The 20,325-nt window shown below is 69.2% G+C and carries 19 protein-coding genes and 1 pseudogene; 5 read left to right on the top strand and 15 right to left on the bottom strand.

The annotated features are described in order from the left end of the window. Positions 1 to 4 precede the first annotated feature (4 nt). The 14 genes from OG524_RS32320 to OG524_RS32255 all read right to left on the bottom strand — a co-directional run bounded on the left by OG524_RS32320 (position 5) and on the right by OG524_RS32255 (position 15,276). Positions 5 to 622: a hypothetical protein gene (locus OG524_RS32320; RefSeq protein WP_405386964.1), complete on the bottom strand. Its 618-nt coding sequence runs from the start codon at positions 620 to 622 to the stop codon at positions 5 to 7. Then, positions 619 to 1,140: a hypothetical protein gene (locus tag OG524_RS32315; RefSeq protein WP_405812171.1), complete on the bottom strand. Its 522-nt coding sequence runs from the start codon at positions 1,138 to 1,140 to the stop codon at positions 619 to 621. The genes OG524_RS32320 and OG524_RS32315 overlap by 4 nt, the downstream gene beginning before the upstream one ends. After that, positions 1,137 to 2,390, bottom strand: a complete 1,254-nt coding sequence (locus OG524_RS32310; RefSeq protein WP_405812170.1) for an MCE family protein — start codon at positions 2,388 to 2,390, stop codon at positions 1,137 to 1,139. The genes OG524_RS32315 and OG524_RS32310 overlap by 4 nt, the downstream gene beginning before the upstream one ends. Next, positions 2,390 to 3,619, bottom strand: coding sequence for an MCE family protein (locus OG524_RS32305; protein WP_405386969.1), 1,230 nt, complete (start codon positions 3,617 to 3,619; stop codon positions 2,390 to 2,392). Before OG524_RS32305 ends, OG524_RS32310 begins: the two co-directional genes overlap by 1 nt. Further along, entirely contained in the window at positions 3,616 to 4,734 is a 1,119-nt protein-coding gene (locus OG524_RS32300) for an MCE family protein (protein WP_405812169.1), read from the bottom strand. Before OG524_RS32300 ends, OG524_RS32305 begins: the two co-directional genes overlap by 4 nt. A 1-nt stretch (position 4,735) precedes the next feature. After that, a complete protein-coding gene (locus OG524_RS32295; RefSeq protein WP_405812168.1) occupies positions 4,736 to 5,752 on the bottom strand; it encodes an MCE family protein in 1,017 nt (338 codons plus the stop codon). Beyond that, a complete protein-coding gene (locus tag OG524_RS32290; protein WP_405386973.1) occupies positions 5,749 to 6,780 on the bottom strand; it encodes an MCE family protein in 1,032 nt (343 codons plus the stop codon). Before OG524_RS32290 ends, OG524_RS32295 begins: the two co-directional genes overlap by 4 nt. Beyond that, a complete protein-coding gene (locus OG524_RS32285; protein WP_405386975.1) occupies positions 6,777 to 8,075 on the bottom strand; it encodes an MCE family protein in 1,299 nt (432 codons plus the stop codon). The genes OG524_RS32290 and OG524_RS32285 overlap by 4 nt, the downstream gene beginning before the upstream one ends. Continuing rightward, positions 8,075 to 8,878, bottom strand: coding sequence for an MlaE family ABC transporter permease (locus OG524_RS32280; RefSeq protein ID WP_405386977.1), 804 nt, complete (start codon positions 8,876 to 8,878; stop codon positions 8,075 to 8,077). Before OG524_RS32280 ends, OG524_RS32285 begins: the two co-directional genes overlap by 1 nt. 3 nt (positions 8,879 to 8,881) lie before the next feature. Then, positions 8,882 to 9,733, bottom strand: a complete 852-nt coding sequence (locus OG524_RS32275) for an MlaE family ABC transporter permease (protein ID WP_405386978.1) — start codon at positions 9,731 to 9,733, stop codon at positions 8,882 to 8,884. Next, on the bottom strand, positions 9,730 to 10,719 hold the full coding sequence (locus OG524_RS32270; RefSeq protein ID WP_405386980.1) for an ABC transporter ATP-binding protein: 990 nt from the start codon (positions 10,717 to 10,719) through the stop codon (positions 9,730 to 9,732). The genes OG524_RS32275 and OG524_RS32270 overlap by 4 nt, the downstream gene beginning before the upstream one ends. 689 nt (positions 10,720 to 11,408) lie before the next feature. Next, positions 11,409 to 12,890 carry a DUF6801 domain-containing protein gene (locus tag OG524_RS32265; protein WP_405812167.1) on the bottom strand — a complete coding sequence of 494 codons (1,482 nt, stop codon included), beginning with the start codon at positions 12,888 to 12,890 and terminating at the stop codon, positions 11,409 to 11,411. Positions 12,891 to 13,202: 312 nt separating this feature from the next. Then, positions 13,203 to 13,862, bottom strand: coding sequence for a hypothetical protein (locus OG524_RS32260; RefSeq protein WP_405386985.1), 660 nt, complete (start codon positions 13,860 to 13,862; stop codon positions 13,203 to 13,205). 481 nt (positions 13,863 to 14,343) lie between these two features. Then, on the bottom strand, positions 14,344 to 15,276 hold the full coding sequence (locus OG524_RS32255) for a hypothetical protein (RefSeq protein ID WP_405812166.1): 933 nt from the start codon (positions 15,274 to 15,276) through the stop codon (positions 14,344 to 14,346). Between the two features lie 683 nt (positions 15,277 to 15,959). Between OG524_RS32255 and OG524_RS32250 the strand changes: the two genes are divergently transcribed. The 5 genes from OG524_RS32250 to OG524_RS32230 all read left to right on the top strand — a co-directional run bounded on the left by OG524_RS32250 (position 15,960) and on the right by OG524_RS32230 (position 20,100). Continuing rightward, positions 15,960 to 17,174, top strand: a complete 1,215-nt coding sequence (locus tag OG524_RS32250) for a PucR family transcriptional regulator (protein ID WP_405812165.1) — start codon at positions 15,960 to 15,962, stop codon at positions 17,172 to 17,174. Between the two features lie 198 nt (positions 17,175 to 17,372). Continuing rightward, complete coding sequence (locus OG524_RS32245; protein ID WP_405386990.1) at positions 17,373 to 17,636, top strand: hypothetical protein; 264 nt, start codon at positions 17,373 to 17,375, stop codon at positions 17,634 to 17,636. Positions 17,637 to 17,704: 68 nt separating this feature from the next. Beyond that, on the top strand, positions 17,705 to 18,178 hold the full coding sequence (locus tag OG524_RS32240) for an SCP2 sterol-binding domain-containing protein (protein ID WP_405386992.1): 474 nt from the start codon (positions 17,705 to 17,707) through the stop codon (positions 18,176 to 18,178). Positions 18,179 to 18,182: 4 nt separating this feature from the next. Next, a complete protein-coding gene (locus OG524_RS32235) occupies positions 18,183 to 19,397 on the top strand; it encodes an acyl-CoA dehydrogenase family protein (protein WP_405812164.1) in 1,215 nt (404 codons plus the stop codon). Positions 19,398 to 19,593: 196 nt separating this feature from the next. Further along, positions 19,594 to 20,100 (top strand): hypothetical protein, encoded by a 507-nt coding sequence (locus OG524_RS32230; RefSeq protein ID WP_405386995.1) that lies wholly within the window; start codon positions 19,594 to 19,596, stop codon positions 20,098 to 20,100. A 19-nt stretch (positions 20,101 to 20,119) separates the two neighbouring features. Here the strand turns inward: OG524_RS32230 and OG524_RS32225 are convergent. Continuing rightward, positions 20,120 to 20,321: pseudogene (locus OG524_RS32225) on the bottom strand (cytochrome P450); the annotation flags it as partial. Between the last annotated feature and the right edge of the window lie 4 nt (positions 20,322 to 20,325).

Genomic DNA, 20,325 nt, shown 5'->3' with positions numbered 1-20,325 from the left:
TTCCCTACCTGGAGGTGATGTCGACGATCTGCCAGCGTCCGTCCCGCAGCCGGGCGGTGACGGACAGCTGGGCCGCCGCCGTGGTGGCGGCCTTCCCCTCGCGCTCGTACACCTGGTCGAGGAAGACGAGCAGGTGGGCGTTGTCGCCGCTGAGCCGGGTGACCCCGGCGCGTACGACGTGGGTGGTGAGCGTCAGCTTCTGGTCCGCGGCCTGCTTCTCGACCTGGCCGAACAGGGCCGCGTACTGCTGGAGTGCCTTGCCCGCCAGGAGTTGCTTCGCCGATTCCTTGGTGACGGCGGTGGCCTGCGGGCTGTACGAGAAGACCTTGCCCAGCGCGTTGCTGACATCGCCCGCGACGCGGGTGGTCGCCTCGCTGTCGGTCAGCGCGCGGTTGGATGTGGCGGGGGTGTCGCGGAGCTGCCGGCCCTCGACGAAGAGGGCGCCGCCGGTGACCAGCAGGGCCACGGCCAGGACGGCGGCGACGCTGCGGGACCACCGCCCGCGGCCGGGCGCCGGCCCCTCGGCGACCTCGTCCGGCGTCTCCGTGTCCGTCTCCTGGACGGGTCCGATGCTGGTGCTGGTGCCGGTGCTCACGGTCGTGGTTCCTCCGCTCTCCTTCATGTGCCGCTCCCGACCGGTATCGCGTCAAGTGCCTTGACCTTCCAGCCCTCCCCGGTCCGCACGAGGGTCGCCTCGAAGCGCTTGCGCTCGGTACCGGCCCTGCCGGTGCGCGGAGAGACGGCGACGTCGACGGTCGCGATCAGCGCCGCCGTCCCGGCCCGGTCGTCGAGTGCGGTGAGCGCCGCGTCGGTGACCTTGCCGTGCGCCGTCGCGCCCGCCTCGACCAGCTCGCCCGCGTCCTGCTTCCGGGTGCTGCGCAGCCGGTCCCGCAGGGGCCCGGTCGAGGCGGCCAGCCAGGCCTCCAGTCCCGCCTCGACACTCGTGGCGTTCTTGCCGTCCATGGTGGTGAGCCGGGCCAGGTGCCGCTTCCCGTCGGCGAGTGCGGCGTCGCGGCTCTTGGCGTACGCCAGGGTCTCGTCGCCCCGCGCCTCGGTGTACGACCAGCCGCCGAGTGCGCAGATCAGCACGGCGGCGAGCAGGGCGGCCCAGCCGCTGAGACTCCTCGTACGGGCCGTCATGCGCCGTCTCCCAGGCCCAGCAGCCCGGCGAGACCGTCGGCCGGCCGGCCGGTGTCGCCCGTGGTGCCGAGCGCGCCCGGGAGTGCGGATCCGCCGTTGCCCAGGAGCAGCGAGCCGGGCTTGGCCGGTTCGGGCACGGGGCCGCCCCTGGGTGCGTTCGCGCTGCCCCGGACGTTGATCCCGGTGCCGGGCGACGAGGTGCAGCGGGCCTTGCTGTTGACGGCGGGGGCGGGTGAGAGGTCGGTGCCGGGGCGGTAGGTGGTGGAGCCGTATCCGGCGGTGCAGGGCAGGGGTTCGAAGAAGGTGACCGACAGTCCGAACCGGGCCCCGTCCTCGTCGACGACACTGGCACCGGCCGCCGCGACCGCGGGTATCTTCACCAGGAGTTCCTCCAGTCCGCGCTGCCGGGTGACGGCGATCTCGGACGTGGTGAGGAGGTTGGCGACGACGACTCCGAAGCTGGGGTCGAGGTCGCGGAGCAGGCCGCTGATCTGTTCGGTGGCGTCGGGGGCGGCGGCGATCAGCTTGCGCAGGTCGGTGTCGGATCCCTTGAGCTCGGCGGCGAGTTCCTTGGCCCCGGAGGCGAATCCCTTGAGCGCGTCGCCCTGTTCGGCCTGGGTGCGCAGCACGGTCTCGCCGTCGGCCATCAGCTTGGTGGTGGTCGGCAGGGACTCGTCGGCAGCCTGGACGAATTCGCTGCTGGTGTCCAGCAGGACCTGAAGGTCGTCGCCACGCCCGTCGAACGCGGCCCCGAATTCGTCGACGACGGTGCGCAGGGCTTCCGCGTCGACGGAGGCGGTCAGGTCGTTGACGCTGGTGAGGACGTCGGTGACGGGTGCGGGGATGGTGGTGTCGGCCTGGTCGATGACCGAGCCGTTCTCCAGGAAGGGGCCGTCCGGGCGGGTGGGCCGCAGGTCGATGTACTGCTCGCCGACCGCGGAGAGGTTGGCGACGACGGCCCGCAGGCTGTCCGGGATGCGTGGTGCGTCGTTCTCGATGCGCAGCTCTGCCTCGACGCCGTCGTCGGTGAGCTCGATCGGTCCGACCGTGCCGACGGACACGCCCCGGTAGGTGACGTCGGAGTGGGTGTAGAGGCCGCCGGTCTGCGGCAGTTGGACCTTGACGGAGTAGTAGCTGCGCAGGCCGGCGTAGTGGCCGAGGTCGGCGTACCGCACGCCGAGGTAGCCGAGCACGAGCACGGCGATGACGAGGAAGGCCACGTTCTTGAGGCGGATGCCTGGTGTGATCATCAGCGGGTGCCCTCCGGTTCCGGAGCGGTGGCGGACGTGTCGCCCGGTGTGGCTCCGGGCGTCGCCGGGGTCGTCGCGCCGCCGGGCGTCGCGCTCGGTGTCGTACCGGATGTGGTGACCGGGGGCAGGGGCAGCGGGAGGGCCGAGGTCCTGCCGTCGAGCGTTGCCGGAGGGGCGTCGGGGTCGAGGGCGGGGATGAGCTGGGTGCCCGGCATGGCCGTCACGTCCAGGTAGACGTTGAGGTAGTCGCCCTTCACCCCGCGCAGCACCTCGTCCGTGAACGGGTAGGTGAGCAGCACCTGGAGGGAGTCCGGCAGGTCGTCGCCGGAGTCGGCGAGCGCCCGGAGGGTGGGGGCGAGGGCCTTGAGGTCGGCGATCATGTCGGCCTTGCTCCGGTTGATCGTGTCGACGGCGACGGTGGAGAGCGTGTCGAGCGCGCGCAGCATGGTCAGGAGCGAACCGCGCTGCTTCTCCAGGACCTTCAGGCCGGGGCTGAGCCCGGTGAGGACCGTGCCGACGTCCTGTTTGCGGGTGGCGAGGGTGGCGGCGAGGCGGTTGACGCCGTCGAGTGCGTCGGTGATGTCCTCCTTGTGGTCGTCCAGATCGGTGACCAGCGTGTCGACCCGGCTCAGCATCGAGCGGATCTGGGGCTCCTGTCCCGCGAGTGCCTTGTTGAGTTCGGTGGTGATGGTCTTCAGCTGGGCGACGCCGCCGCCGTTGAGGAGCATCGACAGGGCGCCGAAGACCTCTTCGACCTCGGGGTTGCGGTTGGTGCGGGCGAGCGGGATCCGGTCGCCGTCCGCGAGGGCGCCGCGGGCGGTGCCGGCCGTGGGTGGCGAGAGCTGGACGTACTTCTCGCCGAGGAGGCTGGACTGTTCGAGGTGGGCGTAGGCGTTGGCGGGCATCTTGATGTTCCCGTTGACACGCATGGTGACCTTGGCGGTCCAGCTGCCGGGGGTGAGGGAGATCCGGGTGACCCGTCCGACGGCGACGTCGTTGACCTTCACGGAGGACTGCGGGGCGAGGCTGAGGACGTCCCCGAATTCGGCGGTGATCTCGTACGGATGGTCGCCGAGGTCCGCGCCGCCGGGCAGCGGCACCTGGTCGATGCCGGTGAACGTCGGCATGTCGACACTGCTGACGACGAGTGCGCAGCCGACGCCGACGGCGAGCAGGGCGGCGAGGCCCGTGGTCGCGCGGGGTCCTGGTCTGCGCAGGGCGCGGCTCATCGGTTCGCCCCTCTCTCCTTCGCTGCGGTCTTCTCCGGGGTGCCGTAGACGGTGCCGACTGCGGGGAGCGGAAGTGCGGGCAGCGACTTCTGCCGGGTGGCGTCGACCGGTGACAGCCCGTTCAGGCCGGGGGCCTCGGCCTCGGTGAGCGGCCCTCCCATGGACAGCTCGTTGAGGTTCGTACGTCCGTTGAGCGTGCGGTTCACCGGGTCGTAGGCGTTGAGCACGTTGCCTGCCGCGAGCGGCAGCGTGTCGAGGGACTCGGCGAGCGAGGCGCGCTGGTCGACGAGTGTCTGGGTGAGGGGCACCAGGAGGTCCACGTTCTCCTTGAGGGCGCCGCGGTTCTTCTGGATGAAGCCCTTGACCTTCCCGAGGGCGGTGCCGAGTTCCTTCAGGGCGGCACTGAGGTTCTCCTTGTCGTCGGCGAGGAAGCCGGTGACGGAGTTGAGCTGCTGCTCGGCGGCGCGTACGTCGCCGTCGTTCTCCTTCAGCATCGTGGTGAAGGTCTGCAGGTAGGCCAGCGTGTCGAAGAGGTTGCCGCTGCTCTTGTCGAGGGTCTTCGTCGCCTTGCCGAACTGCTCGATGGAGTCACCGATGGCCTTTCCGTTCCCGTCGAGGTTCTTCGCCCCGGTGTCGAGGAGTTTCGCCAGTGCCCCGTCCGCGTTGGCCCCGTCCGGGCCGAGTGCCGTGGAGAGTTCGGTGATCGAGGCGTACAGCTGGTCGACCTCGACGGGTGTGGCGTTCCGAGCGGCGGGCAGGACCGCGTCGTCCTGGATCAGTGCTCCGCCGGTGTAGGCGGGGGCGAGCTGGATGTACCGGTCGGCGACGAGGCTGGGGGCGACGACGACGGCGTGCGCCTCCTCGGGGACCTTGACCCCCTTGTCGAGGCGCAGGGTGATTCTGACCTCCTCGCCGCGCGGTTTCACGGACTCGACGGTGCCGACCTTGACGCCGAGGACGCGCAGGTCCGATCCGGCGTACACGCCGGTGGCCTGGTCGAAGTAGGCGGTGATCGTCGTCGTTCCCTCCTCGTCCATGGCCATCACGCCCGAGGTGGCGGCGACGGCCACGACGGCGAGTCCGGCGCCGATGCCGATGATGCGGGTGCGTCTCATGTCAGCGGCCCCCTTGTTCCGGCGGCATGCAGTCGTCCTGGGGGAGCGTGCCGGCGGGCAGGTAGCTCTTCGGGACGACTCCGCAGACGTAGTTGTCGAACCAGCGGCCGTTGCCCAGGGTGTTGCCGACGAGCCGGTTGTAGGAGCCGGCCAGCGAGAGGACCTTGTCGAGGCTCTTACGGTTCTTCACCAGGACGGCGGTGACCCGGCCGAGCGAGTCGAGGGTGGGCTTCAGCTGCTTGTTGTTGTCCGTGACGAGTCCGGTGAGCTGGGTGCCGAGGTTCCGGGTCCCGGTCAGCAGCAGATGGATGGAGTCGCGGCGGGCCTGGATCTCGCCGAGCAGCAGGTTGCCGTCCTCCAGCAGGGTTTCGAAGCTGCTCTTCTTGCCGGCGAGGGTCTTGGTGAGCTGCTTGCTGCCCTTGAGGAGGGTGGCGAGCTGGGCGTCGCGCTCGGAGACGGTCTTCGACAGCGCGGAAAGTCCGTTCGCGGCGCTGCGTACGTCGGGCGGGGAGTCCTTGAAGGTCTCGGAGATCGTCTCGAAGCTCTTGGCGAGCTGGGCGGTGTCGATCTCCCCGATGGTCTCGCCGAGCCCGTTGAACGCCTGGGTGACGTCGTACGGGGAGGTGGTGCGGCTCGTGGTGATGCGGGAGCCGGGGTCCTGCGGGGCGTCGCCCAGCGGGTCGACGGCGAGGTACTTGTCGCCCAGGAGGGTCTTGACGGCGATGCCGACGGTGGAGGAGTCGCCGATCCAGGCGTCCTTCACCTTGAAGTCGACCTTCACCTTGGCGCCGTCCAGCGAGACTCCGGTGACCTCCCCGACCTTCACACCGGCGATGCGCACCTCGTCGCCGTCGCCCAGTCCGGCGGATTCGGTGAAGTCGGCGGTGTAGGTGGTGCCGCCGCCGACGAAGGGCAGCGCGTCGGCGCGGTAGGCGGCGAGGCCGAGCAGGGACAGGACGAGGAGTCCGACGATGCTGACGGCGACGGGGTTGCGTTCCCGTACGGGCTTGATCCTCATGACAGGCACCTCGGCCGGGTGATCGCTATGCCGGTGGGCGGGGCGCTGCCGTCCTGGTTCGTCACGCCGCTGACCTTCGCTTCGCAGAGGTAGAGGTTGAGCCATGAGCCGTACGAGGTGAGGCGGGTGATCGCCGCCATCTTGGCCGGGGTCTTCCGCAGGAAGCTCTCGATCTTCGGCGCGTTCGCGTCGAGCCGGCCGGTGAGGCGTCCGAGCTGGGCGATGTCGTCCTTGAGCGGTTTGCGTCCGTCCTGGAGGAGGTCGGCGGTGACGGTGGTGAGCGCGCCCATCGCCGTCACCGCCTCGCCGAGCGGTTTGCGGTCGCCGGAGAAGCCCGTGACGAGCTTCTGGAGGGTGACGACGAGGTCGTCGAAGCCCGCCTCCCGGTCGTTGACGGTCTTCAGGACCGTGTTGAGGTTCTTGATCACCTCGCCGATCACCTTGTCCTTGGCCGCGACGGTGCCGGTCAGCGATCCGACGTGGGAGAGGATGCTGTCGACGGTGCCGCCCTCGCCCTGGAGCACCTGCACGATGGAGCCGGCGAGCTGGTTGACGTCCGGCGGGGACAGCCCTTCGAACAGCGGCTGGAAGCCGTTGAAGAGCTGCGTCAGGTCGAGCGCGGGCGTGGTGCGGGAGAGCGGGATGGTGGCGCCCGCCTCGAAGCTCCTGCCGACGGGTCCCGCACCCTGGTCGAGGTCGATGTAGCGCTGGCCGACCATGTTGAGGTACTTGATCGACGCGGTCACCGACGCGGGCAGCTTGCGGCCCTTTCGTACGGCGAAGCCGACCTCGGCGAGCCGTCTGTCGGCGACCTCGACGGACTCGACCTGACCGACCTTGACACCGGCGATCCTGACGCTGTCCCCGACGACGAGTCCGGTGGCGTCGGTGAACCGCGCCTTGTACGTCGTGGTGTCACCGACGCCCGTGTTGGCGATGGACAGGCCGAGGACGGTGGTGGCCAGGGCCGTCACCACGATGAAGACGATGGATTTCGCGAGGGGTCCCGCGAGGGAGCGGCGCTTCACTTGAGCTTCACCTCCGCGCCGCGGAAGGCCGGACCGATGAGCACGCTGCTCCAGTCGGGCAGGGTCTGCGGCTGGACTTCGAGTGAGGGGGCGACGAGTTCGTTGACGAGCCGGCTCTCCTGGGGGGAGTTGGGCATGCCCAGGGCGCCGGTGGTGGTGGCGGGCTCCCGCGGCTCCTCGCCGGCGGTGTCGTCCGTGGCGGGGGCGGTACGGGTGCCGGCGGTGGGCGCCGCCTTGCCGACGTACGGCACCGAGTAGCAGTGCGGGCCGCCGGTGGCGTCGTAGACCGGGGTGTCCCGGCCGGCCACGTATTTGCCCTTCGACTTCACGGACTTGACGGTGACGTGCAGTCCGGGCTCGTCGGTGCCCTTGCCGAGCGCCTTGTCCATGGCGGGGACGAAGCCCGCCATGGTGCGCAGGGTGCAGGGGAAGGAGTCCGAGTACTCCGCGAGGAGTTCCAGGGTCGGCCGCCCCGATGCGGAGAGCCGGATGAGGTTGTCCTTGTTCTCCTGGAGGAAGGACGTGACGTCCCGGGCGGAGGTGGTGGTCGAGCCGTACAGGTCGGCGAGATCCGCCTGCTGTTCGGCGAGGGTGCCGCTGGTGGTGGTGAAGTCGGTGAGTGCGTCGAGGACGTCGGGGGCCGCGTCCGCGTAGAGCGTGCTCACCTTGACGAGTTCCTTGATGTCCGCGTTGAGCGTGGGCAGATGCGGGTTGAACTCCTTGAGGTGGGCGTCGAGGGTGACCAGGGTGTCGCCGAGCTTGTCGCCGCGTCCCTGAAGTGCCTGTGAGACGGCGTTGAGGGTGGCGGCGAGCTTCTGCGGCTGCACGGCGGTGAGCATCGGCAGGACGTTGCTCAGGACTTCCTCGAGCTCGATGGCGTTGCTGGAGCGGTCCTGCGGGATCACGTCGCCCGCCCGCAGGGTCCGCACGGAGGGGACGGGCGGCGGGACGAGGGCGACGAACCGCTCCCCGAAGAGGGTGGTGGGCAGCATCTGGGCGGTGACGTCGGCCGGGATACGTCCGAGCCGGCCGGGCCGGATGGCGAGGGTCAGCCGTGCTCCGTCCCCGTCGGCCGCGATGTCGCGCACCTGGCCGACGACGACCCCGCGCAGCTTCACGTCGGCGTTGTCGTGCATCTCGTTGCCGACGCTCCCGGTGCGTACGGTCACGGTGACGTCGTCGGAGAACTCCTTCTCGTACACCGCCACCGACAGCCATACGAGGAGGGCGGGCACGAGCACGAAGGCCACGCCGGCGAGTCTGCGGCGCACCGTCTGCGCCGTGGAGGAATGCATCAGCCGGCCACCTTCACCGTTGTCGTCGCGCCCCAGATGGCGAGCGAGAGGAAGAAGTCGGTGACGCTGATCAGCACGATGGCGTTGCGCACCGACCGGCCCACGGCCACGCCCACCCCGGCGGGGCCGCCGGTGGCGTGGAAGCCGTGGTAGCAGTGGGCGAGGATCACCAGCACGCTGAAGATCAGCACTTTGAGCACCGACAGGAGCACGTCGTCCGGGGAGAGGAAGAGATTGAAGTAGTGGTCGTACGTGCCCGCGGACTGTCCGTTGAACAGGACGGTGACGTAGCGGGACGCTACGTACGAGGAGAGCAGCCCGATCGCGTACAGCGGGATGATCGCGACGACGCCGGCGATGATCCGCGTGGTGACGAGGTAGGGCATGGACCGGACGCCCATAGCCTCCAGGGCGTCGACCTCCTCGTTGATCCGCATGGCACCGAGCTGGGCGGTGAAGCCCGCGCCGACGGTCGCGGAAAGCGCGAGGCCGGCAACGAGCGGGGCGATCTCACGGGTGTTGAAGTAGGCGGAGATGAAGCCGGTGAAGGCGGAGGTGCCGATCTGGTTGAGAGCCGCGTACCCCTGGAGGCCGACGACCGTGCCGGTGGCGAGGGTCATCGCGATCATCACGCCGATGGTGCCGCCGATGACTCCGAGGCCTCCGCTGCCGAAGGCGACTTCGGCGAGGAGCCGCTGCACCTCCTTGAGGTAGCGGCGCAGGGTCCGCGGGATCCAGATCAGTGCCCGTACGTAGAAGGTGAGCTGGTCGCCCGATCGGTCGAGTCTGCTGAGCAGCGACATGGGTCAGCTCCCCTTCGCGGGGACGATCTGGAGGTAGATCGCCGTGAGGACCATGTTCACGAAGAACAGGAGCAGGAAGGTGATGACGACGGACTGGTTGACCGCGTCGCCGACGCCCTTGGGTCCGCCGCGCGGGTTCAGTCCGCGGTAGGCCGCGACGATGCCGGCGATGAACCCGAAGATCAGCGCCTTCAGTTCGCCGATGTACAGGTCGGGCAGCTGGGCCAGGGCGGAGAAGCTGGCGAGGTAGGCGCCCGGTGTCCCGCCCTGCATGATCACGTTGAAGAAGTAGCCGCCGAGCGTGCCGACGACCGAGACAAGTCCGTTGAGCAGGACGGCGACGAGCATCGTGGCGAGGACCCGTGGGACGACGAGGCGCTGGATGGGCGAGACGCCCATGACCTCCATCGCGTCGAGCTCCTCGCGGATCTTCCGCGAACCGAGGTCGGCGCAGATGGCCGAGCCCGCGGCTCCGGAGATCAGGAGCGCCACGATGAGCGGGCTGGCCTGCTGGATGACGGCGAGGACGCTGGCGCCGCCGGTGAACGACTGGGCGCCGAGCTGTTCGGTGAGCGAGCCGACCTGGAGGGCGATGACCGCGCCGAACGGGATGGAGACGAGGGCCGCGGGCAGGATGGTGACACTGGCGACGAACCAGAACTGCTCGATGAACTCCCTTACCTGGAAGGGCCGGCGGAAGACGGCCCGGGTCACCGCCGCGGCGAGCGCGAACAGCTTCCCGGTCTCGCGCAGCGGGGTGAGCAGCCGCGACGGCGCCTTCCGGGGCGGCGGCGGGCCCGGGGGGATGCGGCGCGCCGGCTCGACGGGCGGCGGGGCGGGCGGCGGGGCCGTCATGGGCGTCCACCGCCCAGGGTCGGTGTGTAGCTGTTCATGATGGCCGTACGGGCGGCGTCCGGCAGCTGGCCCATCATCGACATGACCCGCTCCCGGCGGCGCAGCGCGCCCTGCCGCACGGGCATGCCCGGCGAGGGCTCCAGCTGCGGTACGACGGTGCGCGGTGCGGCGCTGCGGTCGAGGCCGTTGCCGTTCATCTGCTCGGCGGCGAGGGTGGCCGCGTCCTTCTCCTCGGACATCCCGATGGGGCCTTCGCGGCGCCCGGAGAGGAACTGGGCGACGACCGGGGTGTCGCTGGTGAGCAGGACCTCGCGCGGTCCGAAGGTGACGAGGTTGCGACAGAACAGCATGCCCATGTTGTCGGGGACGGTGGCCGCGATGTCGAGGTTGTGGGTGACGATCAGCATCGTCGCGTCGATCTGCGCGTTGAGGTCGATGAGGAGCTGCGAGAGGTACGCGGTGCGGACCGGGTCGAGTCCGGAGTCCGGCTCGTCGCAGAGGATGATCTGCGGGTCCAGCACGAGGGCGCGGGCGAGACCGGCACGCTTGCGCATTCCGCCGGATATCTCGCCGGGCAGTTTTTCCTCGGCGCCGAGGAGACCGACGATGTCGATGCGCTCCATGACGATGCGGCGGATTTCTGATTCCTTCTTGCGGGTGTGTTCACGCAAGGGAAAGGCGATGTTGTCGAAGAGCGACATCGAGCCGAAGAGGGCACCGTCCTGGAACATGAGACCGAACAGCTTCCGGGTCTCCATGATCTCCCGCTCGGGGCTGTTGACCATGTCGACGCCGTTGATGAGGACGCGGCCCTGTTCCGGCTTCAGCAGACCGATGATGGATTTGAGGAAGACGGTCTTCCCGGTTCCGGAAGGGCCGAGCATCACACTCACCTCACCGGCCGGCAGCGTGAGGCTGACGTCCTGCCAGATGTTCTGCTTGCCGAAGGACTTCGTCAGGCCTTCGACGACTACTTCGATTCCCATCGGCCCTCCTTCGAAGGGGTGGTGAACGACGTCATCTGTCAGCGCTCCGGCTCTGAGAAATCCAATGGCGACTCGTCACGCATGCACCAGGAGGCGCACGTTATGTCCGCCGAAACCGCTAGGACAAGCCGTTGAACAGCGGAAATCGGTGAACCAGGCACTCGGTGTGGATCACTTGTCACCGAGTGACAAATCCACTTGGCGGCTTTGTCTGAATCTGCGCAAGGTCTCCGGTGTGCGAGGAGGGGTTCCACGGCCCAGGGGGGGCCGGAGCCGCGGAACCCCGACCACGGGACACCACCGCCCGGACGGAGGGTTCGGGCCGGCGAGGACTCCCCGGGAGTCCAGGTCAAGAGGGATGCGACCAGGACTCCGCGTACATCGGACAAGCAGCGAGGAACACGTTTCCGAGTTGCTCAACTGGACGCTACGGGTGAGTAACCTGACTTTGCAATACTGGGTGCGCTTTTTCCTGCACTCCCGTTCCGAAGGGGCGAATACTTGTCCGTGGGTGAGTGATCGGCGCGCGAAACCTGTAATTAATTGAGGGGTGCACGCCCTCGGACCGGCCGGCCCCGTCCAGGGAAAAGGATGAGCTCTCCCGGTCCGTGGACCGGGAGAGCTCAGGTGTACGGCGCGGCTTTCGGTACGCGCCCGCCGCGCGGGAAAGGGAATGCCTCGCCGCGCCCTTACCTTTCGGGCACCGGAATCTTCGGCGGGCAGTCCGGCCCCTCGGGGTTCGTCGCCACACACAGGGGCGCCTGCGTCATCTTGGTGAAGTTGTCGGCATTCTTGCCCGCGCTGGAGATCGCCGCGGTGAAGACCGCGTCGAGGTCCTCGTCGACACCGCACCCCTCGAAGGGCGGGATGTGCGCGTAGCCGGTCAGGCTCCCGCCGAAGGCCACGAGGTAGCCGGACTGCGGATAGCTCTGGCCGTACCCCCTGAGAACCTGCTCGAAGGGCCGCGCCGTACGGCAGTTCGGACCCACGTCCATCGGGACGCCGTTCACCTGGACGTCGGACAGTCGCATGGAGAGCTGGGCCGTGACCGTCGTCTCCTCGGGGTAGGACGGCGTGTTCGTGACCGTGTGGGTCTGCACGGCGGCCGGCGGCCCCACCTGTTCCAGGACCATGGTGGCGCTCGTCGGCATAAACCCGTAGGTGAGGAAGGTGGCTCTGGACGGCGGGAGTTGCCTGCGGCCCTCGTACTCGAACTCCACCTCGGAGGTCACGTCGACCGTCGCGGCGCAGGAGTCGTTGATGTAGCGCTTGTTCAGCAGCACCTTCATGAACGCGGGGCCCAGGGCCGCCGCGCCGTCCAGCTTGACGGCGTTGGCGTATCCCGCCGCGTAGGTCTCCGCGGTGGTCATGACCCACTCGGGCGGGATCTCGATCGGGCAGCTGTCGGGGTCATCACCGTCCAGGGCCTCGGCCCTGTCGGTGAGTGCCTCGATCCGCTGTTGCACCGAGGGCGAGAGGCCGCCCCCCGGGCCGGTCGGTTCCGGGGACGGTTCGGGGCTGCTCGGCCCGGGGTCGGGCACCTCCGCGCCGGTGTCCCCGCGGACCGTGATCCCGGCGAGCGTGGACTCCTCGCCCTCCGCCGGTTCGCAGCTGACGTCGAGGCCGGGGGGTGTGGTCGGGGCGCCCTCCGCCGTGAGCGCGGACAGGGCGAGACCGAGACCGGCCGGCGCGAGTACGGCCTGTCCGGGACTGCCGAACGAGACCGTGGGCACGTCCCCGGTGGCGGTGAGGACCATTCCTCCCTCGGTGGGGACGGCGGTGGCGGGTGCGGCCAGCCCCTGCCAGGGGGCGTCGGCGGACTCGTCGCCCTGGGTGGCGCGGACCGTCAGCCCGGCGACGGCGGAGAGGGTGGAGGCCTCCGTGTCGGTGAACTGCGTGAGCGCCGACTGCGGCAGGCGCACCTCGACCGACACCCGGTCGGGCTGTACCGGCTCGCCCGCCCGTACCGACGCGGGGAGCACCGCCGAGACCAGGACGTCCACCTTCTCGGTACCGGAGGGGAAGGGGCAGGAGTAGGTGAGCTCTGTCTCGGACTCCTGCTGGGCGGCCGCCGATTCGGCACTCGGAATGAGTGCGGTGGCGACGACGAGCGCCCCGCCCACAGCCAGGTGGAGCGGCCGTCTCGCTGCGGCCCGTACGTCGACGGTCATGCGGATGTGTCCTTCCGGCGCGCGTGGACCGGGTGACGAGGCGGCAGCCGCGCAACCTGGTCCACTGTCGGTATCGGCCCTGCCGAAAGACCCGGGACGGTCCCTACCGGCCGGTACGCTACGCACGCCGGTGACCCTTGGGAAGGGCCGGGTCGTCGATCCGCGCACCGGCACGCGGCCTTTGGCAGGGGATGACAAAGCGAGGCCGGCGACTTGTCGGACGGTGCGTGATTTCCTGGCTCCGTGCGGGTGCCCGGCCACCGGGTGCGTGGCCGGGCACCGTTCTCACCTACGGACCTCCGGCGGAATCGCTCAGCTTCCGACGATGACCGGGGACTTGCTGGTGGCCGTGCTCACGATGGTGTAGAGCCCCGCGAAGCTGGCCGTCGTGCCGACGATGCCGCAGCCGCCGCCGACCTTGTTGCTGATGGTCAGCGTGAGCCCGCCACCGGCGGTGTTCAGGGTGCCGTTGGCTCCCCCGCTGGTCGGGTTGTTGTACTTGGCCGCGACCTTTCCGGAGGCGTTGAAGGTGCAGGGACCGAGGATGCTGCTCCCGGTCACCGTCGCGTTGATGGCCCTGACCTCACCGGTCGTCTGGCCGGTGGAGTTGGTGCCGGCACCCGCCGCGTAGTCGAGACCCCAGATCTCCCACGACGGCGTCGTGGTCACGGTCCAGGTCGAGCTGAACGGCCCGGTGCACGGCGAGTTGAAGGAGATCGACGTGATGGACGCGAGCTTGGCGGGGCTCCCACTGACCGGTGACGTCGGTGCCGTTCCCCCTGCCGCGGAGGTCGCACACTGGATCTTGTTGCCGTTGTTGTCGGTCAGGACGGTCACTCCCGCACTCCCGGTGAAGGCTCCGGTCGGCGTGATGGACCAGCTGGTCGGCGCCGCGACGGCCGACGGGGCGGCCAGGGCGACGGCTGCCGCGGCGGCACCGACGGCAGTCAGGACGCTGGTTCGCTTGAACATGGAATTTCTCCCTTTTGTTGTCCCGCTGGGGATACTGAACGTGAGCACCGGGAGGCCGGCATCACGGTTCGAACTGGACCGGGAGGCGTTTCCGCTGTTTCTTCGATGCGGATTGCCGTGGGGGTTTTTCGTCACTGTCGATCACCCGGAAGAGGCGGCTCATTCCGGCGATCTCCTGCCGTGGTGCGCAGGCACGCCCAAGGGCGGGAAGAACCTTTGCGCCGATCCTGAATTCCACACCCTACTCAGCAGTACGGTAGCCGAGCGGAGTGTCGGCGGGAAGAGTAGTTTCTACCTGTTCTCGCCGACTTCCCACCGGCCGGGATTCGACTGCGAAAGGGCAGCCGAATTCACGGAACGTCGACCATGTCAGGTGAGTTCCAGGCGTGGCGCAGAAAGGCGCACGAGCCACGACCTGGAAATGGAACCTGCGCCGGACGGCGGCACAGGGAGGGGCAACGGGCCCTACCGGGCGACGGTCCTACCGCGCGGCGGAGTGCCAGAACTGCGACAGCTTCCTGCCCTCGTCCGGCGCCAGGGAGGCCGGGTCGTACGGGCTGGCGAAGTAGGTCGACGTGTCGTTCAGCGTCACGTCGTTGTTCCCGGCGGCGGACGGCAGCCCGGTCTTCAGGTTGACCGCCCAGTCCAGGAGGCCGGCACCGCAGCCGGTGGCTCCCGGGACGGCGAACGCGGCGTCGTTCTGGTCGGCGCCGGCGAATGTGTAGCGCCCCATCTCGCCGGAATCGCTGGGGGTCCCGTTGCCCTCGAACTGCTGGAGGGAGAGCGAGGGTGCCGTCACGTTCGCCGGCTTCAGCAGCACCGGGTCGGACGTGGAGCCGATGTAGCACTTGTCACCGAGCAGTGAGTTCCGCAGATGAATGCGTACGGGAATCGTGAGAATCGGCTCGCCGGTGGAGAAGGCGGCGGCCATGTGGAACTCCCGGGGCGCCCCGGCGGGTTCGATGGTGGCCGTCACCCGGTTGAGGTCGTTGTCCGCGAGCCCCCGGCAGATCGTGGACACGACGGGGACACCGCTGGGGCACATCAGGCCGAGCAGACCACCGGGGATCTGCGCGGAGTCGGCGACCAGCGCGCCTTCTGCGGGGGCCACCAGGCTCGTCGTGCCGTCGCTGCGCTGGATCACCCCGAGCTGGAGGTCCGTACGACCGGTGGTCACCTCGGTGTTCCCCAGCTTGATGGTGCCGCTGGAGGAGGTGGAGGAGATGCACGTCGCGATGGCGTTGACGCCGTCCGCCGCCAGCATGGCGGGGGCGTCGACCGGACAGCGGTCGAACGGCGCCCAGTGGCCGTTCAATTGACTCGCCGCGGTGGCCGAGCCCATCGAGAACACCACTGCGGACGCGGTGAAGGCTGCCAACGCCCCCACACGGGTTCTGGTCGAAACGGATCTCATGTCGTCCCCTCTTGACTGTCGCCGAAAAAGAAGGCCCGGTGCGCGAAGTTGATTGGTCCATCGATACGTGCCGGCGCGAGGGATGGCATGCGCAGACAGCCGATGTGGCAGTGCGTCGTGAGTGGAGCGGAAGGCGGAAGAGCTGAGCGACGAATTCGGGCGGATTCCATGCTCGAATTGGCCGAGCCGTGATGTTACTCGCCGGAAACACGGGGACACAATCCTGTCGCTCTAAGATCTTTTTGAGCCGCGGAATTTGATCCGGAAATGAGCACGGGCATGGGTGTCACTTGTCAACGGGTGCGCAGATACGGGAAAGACGGAGGCCCGACGGGTTCGCTCCATGATCGCGATGACGCTTTCCGTCAGGCACGGTCGGCGTCCTGGTCAGGCAACCCTGCCCCACAAGTTGCAGTTACCCAGGGTTACTTACCGGCTCGACGGGCGGGCGGACGGCCGAAAATATTGTCCGGAAGTGAGTACTCCCGCCCCACCTGCACAGGAGCACCGCAACAAGGCCCCGATGCGTGGCCCTTGCACTTCCGCTGTGTGCAAGTGATGGGCACACCACCTGAGTTGGTCTATCTTCGTCGCCGAAGTTGGTATACACCTGTCGGTCCGTGAGAGCGCTTCCCCCCACCGCCTCACTCGCGCCGGGCAACCGGAGAGCAAAGGGGACAGTCATGCGAAGACTCATAGAGCCGCTGGATACCGGTGACCCCCTGGGGCCTCTCCCTCAGGAATTCGCCGCCATCATGCGACCCGAACTGCCCAGCCTCATCAAAGAGATCGGCATGGAAGTCACCCGCGCCTATCCCGAATACGCGCGCCTCCTGAACGGGCCCAACGAGCAGGCCGTCCGGGTGGGCGTGGAGCAGAGCCTCTCCTCGTTCGTCGATCTGGTCGCCGAACCGTCCACCTCCACCGGCCTGCGCGACGACATGTGCCGGCGGTTCGGGCGTTTCGAGGCCTACGAGGGCCGCAGCATGGACGCCCTCCAGGGTGCCTACCGGCTGGGCGCGCGGATCGCGCTGCGGAGGGCGAAGAAGGTCGGCCGGAGCTACAACTTCTCACCGACGCTGATGCTGAGCTTCGCGGACGCGCTGTTCGCCTACGTCGACGAGCTGGAGTCGCTGTCCCGCGAGGGCTACCTGGAGGCACAGGCCCAGTCGGACCAGCAGGGCGAGGCCATGCGCCGCCGGCTCCTGCACCTGATCCTGGCCGGGCGGCCGACGCCCCGTACCGCCATCGCCGAACTGTGCGAGCAGACAGGCTGGACGCTGCCCGAGCAGGTCACGCTCGTCGCAGTGCGCACCCCGGTGGGCGTGGACCCCGCCGACCTGCCCCGGGACGTCCTGGTCGACCTGGGCGATCCGCAGCCGCACCTGCTCGTCCCCGGCCCGCTCGACGAGGCCCGGCGGGACATGCTGGACCGCGCCCTGACCGGCACCCGGGCCGCGATCGGGCTGACCGTGCCGACCGCCGACGCGTCCGACTCGATCAGATGGGCCCGACGGGTCGTCGAGCTCATCGACTCGGGCGTCGTCTACGACACGCCCGTCGTCCGGTGCGAGGACCACCTCATCACCCTGTGGCTCCTCTCGGACCCCGCCCTCCTCGACCAGCTCGCCGAGCGCGAACTGGCCCCGGTCTCCGGCATCAGCGCCAACCGGCGTCAGCGGCTGATCGAGACGCTCCGGATCTGGCTCGACACCCGGGGCACCGCGGCGCAGATGGGAGAGCTGCTCGACGTCCACCCCCAGACGGTCCGCTACCGGATGCGCAGCCTGGAGTCCATCTTCGGGGAGCAACTGGTCGACCCCGAGAGCCGGTTCTCCACCGAGGCCGTGCTGCGCGCACTGCGGTTACGCACCCGGAGCGGGGACACCGCGAACTGACGCCACATCACAAATTCTCGTAAAGAGTCAACTTACTACTGAGTAACGCGAAATAGACGGTCAGTCCCAAACGGTTGCGACACGGAGACGTTCTCAACGAGAAACCAGGAACTGCGTCCCGTACACATGGAGGAAGCGATGGCCCACCGGCCGTCACGCGACACCGCCTCCTGGCCGACCATCCGAGAGGGAACCACCATGACCGCCTCGCACCTCCTCGTCCCCGTGCCGATCCCGGACCGGGTCGCGGCGCTGATCGGGTCCTGCATGCCGCCGCACATCCTCGCGGCGGAACTCGACGCCCACTGCGCCGCCCGCGAGGTCCGGAGGTTCCGCGGACCACGCCTCGGGGTCGAGGACCAGGCCGACCGCGAACAGGCACTGTCGGAGCTGTCACGGGCCAACAAGGTGCTGTCCGCCCACCACCCCCTGCTCACCGTGCGCCCGGGCGGAGCCTGGTGACGCTTGCGAAGACACGACCACACGCCTACCTTACCCAGAAGTAAGTTTACTCTGGAGTAAGGATTTCCGTGGCCGACAACAGCAGCGGCAACCTCACCGACGAACTGGCCGGGCTCGACTTCGCGGCCGTCTCCCCCGAGGAGTTCGCGCGGATCGTCAAGGGCCTGTCCGTGAAGCAGCTCACCGAGTTCATGCGGGGAGAGCTGCGCACCCGGGTGCTCGGCGAGGTCTTCGGGCGCATGCGGCAGCAGTTCCGCCCAGAGGCGGCCGGGCAGCTCAAGGCCCTGATCCGCTGGAAGATCACCGGCGAGAGCGACGAGGTCTACGAGACCGCGATAGCCGCCGGCGCGTGCACCGTGAGCGCGGGCCGCTCCGGCGCGGAGCCCCGTACGACGCTGGTGATGGGCGACGCGGACTTCCTCAAGCTGGTCTCCGGCAACGCCAACCCCGTGACCATGTTCATGATGCGCAAGCTGAAGGTCGCCGGCGACGCCGGCCTCGCCTCCGGGCTCACCCGCTACTTCGACATTCCGAAGGCCTGAGCCCATGAGCTACTTCTCCCTGGCCCTGACCGAGGAACAGCAGGACCTGCGCAACTGGGTGCACGGCTTCGCCGCCCAGGTGGTGCGCCCCGCGGCGGCCGAATGGGACGAGCGGGAAGAGACCCCGTGGCCCGTCATCCAGGAGGCGGCCCGGATCGGCCTGTACGGATTCGAGTCGCTCGCCGACATGTACGGGGACCCGAGCGGGCTCTCTCTCCAGATCGCCAACGAGGAGCTGTTCTGGGGCGACGCCGGGATCGGCATGGCACTCTTCGGCACCTCGCTCGCGGTCGCCGGCATCTTCGCCTCGGGCACGCCCGACCAGCTCGCCGAGTGGGTACCGCAGTGCTTCGGCGACGAGGACCACCCGAAGGTGGCGGCCTTCTGTGTCTCCGAGCCGCAGGCCGGCTCCGACGTCTCCGCGATGACGACGAAGGCCCGTTACGACGGGGCCAAGGACGAGTGGGTGCTGTCCGGGCAGAAGGCGTGGATCACCAACGGCGGGATCGCCGGGGTCCACGTGGTCGTCGCCTCGGTAGACCTGTCCCTGGGCGCCCGCGGCCAGGCCGCGTTCATCGTGCCCCCGGGAACCAGGGGCCTCGAAGCGAGCCGGACCATCAAGAAGCTCGGGCTGCGCGCCTCGCACACGGCGGACGTCTTCCTCGACGACGTACGCGTGCCCGGCCACTGCCTGCTCGGCGGCAAGGAGAAGCTGGACGCCCGGCTCGCCCGTGCCCGGGAGGGCGGCAACGCGAAGGGCCAGGCGGCGATGGCGACCTTCGAGGTCAGCCGCCCCACCGTCGGCGCCCAGGCGCTCGGCATCGCGCGGGCCGCCTACGAGTACGCGCTGGAGTACGCCGGACAGCGGGAGGCGTTCGGACGGCCGGTCATCGACAACCAGTCGATCGCCTTCGCCCTCGCCGACATCCGCACCGAGATCGAGGCCGTACGCCTGCTGATCTGGCAGGCCGCGTGGATGGCCCGCAACGACCGGACCTTCGACGCCGGCCAGGGCTCCATGTCGAAGCTGCGCGCGGGTGAACTCGCCGTTTCCGCAACGGAGAAGGCCGTCCAGATCCTCGGTGGTGCCGGGTACAGCAGGGAGCACCCGGTGGAGCGCATGTACCGCGACGCCAAGATCTACACGATCTTCGAGGGGACGAGCGAGATCCAGCGCCTCGTCATCGCGCGGGCCATCTCCGGCCGTCACATCCGCTGAGCACGCGCGACGCCGCTGAGCACACCACGCGCGATGCCGGCGGACACCCTCATACGGTGCCCGTCGGCATCCGTCGCACGAACCCCCTGCACAACACGGCTCGCACAGGGCATCCTCGTCCGGTGAGGGTGCGGCAGGCACACGGGGGCAGGTCTGTCGCTGCTCCGTCCGTGTGCCCCCTTCTACGGGAGATTCCATGCGCCGCTTGTTCGTCGCCGCAGCCGTCGTCGCGGCTGCCGCAGGGGGAACGGGTCCCGCGACTGCCGCCCCTTCGGGTGGCTGGGAGCCCGCCCCCACCCCGCCGTACGACCTGCCCGCCGGTGCCCGCTGCGACTTCGCGGTCCACACCGAACCCGTGGTCGACGAGGTCGTGCGGCAGGTGCTCGCGACGCGTCCGGACGGCTCGCCCGCGCGGATCGCGTACAAGGGTGACCTCGTCGTCCGGGTGACCAACACCGGCACCGGCGCGTTCCACGACGCCGATGTCAGCGGCAGCACGATCGTCGACTACGCCACCGACGGTTCGCAGAAGTGGTACGTCGTCGGGCCGGTGCTGGCGGGCATCGGCGAGAACGCCGGGAATCTGCCGCGCGGTGTGTACGTCCTCGACGGCGTGTACACCCTCGACATCGGCGCCACCGGCTACAAGACGGTGCACCTGGTCCACGGGTCCGCCGACGACGTGTGCGCGCGCATCGACTGAGCCGCGTCCCGCCTCGGACCGCGGCGGGGGTGAACCGGACCGGGAGTGATGCCGGACCGCGGGTGAAGACGCCCTGTCCGACGGGGGTGAAGCCGTAGGTCCGGCATCGCGTCCAGGAGTCGGTTCACCCCGGTCTCGGCCTCCGCCCTGGCCAGCAGCGCGCCCACGCAGAAGTGCCGGCCGAGCGCGAACGCCAGGTGGTCGGCCGCCGCGGAGAAACGCGCT

This window comes from Streptomyces sp. NBC_01520, assembly GCF_045040375.1.
GTDB lineage: Bacteria > Actinomycetota > Actinomycetes > Streptomycetales > Streptomycetaceae > Streptomyces.
Note: the sequence above shows the minus strand (reverse complement) of the source record. Positions and strands in the feature narration are given on the sequence as shown.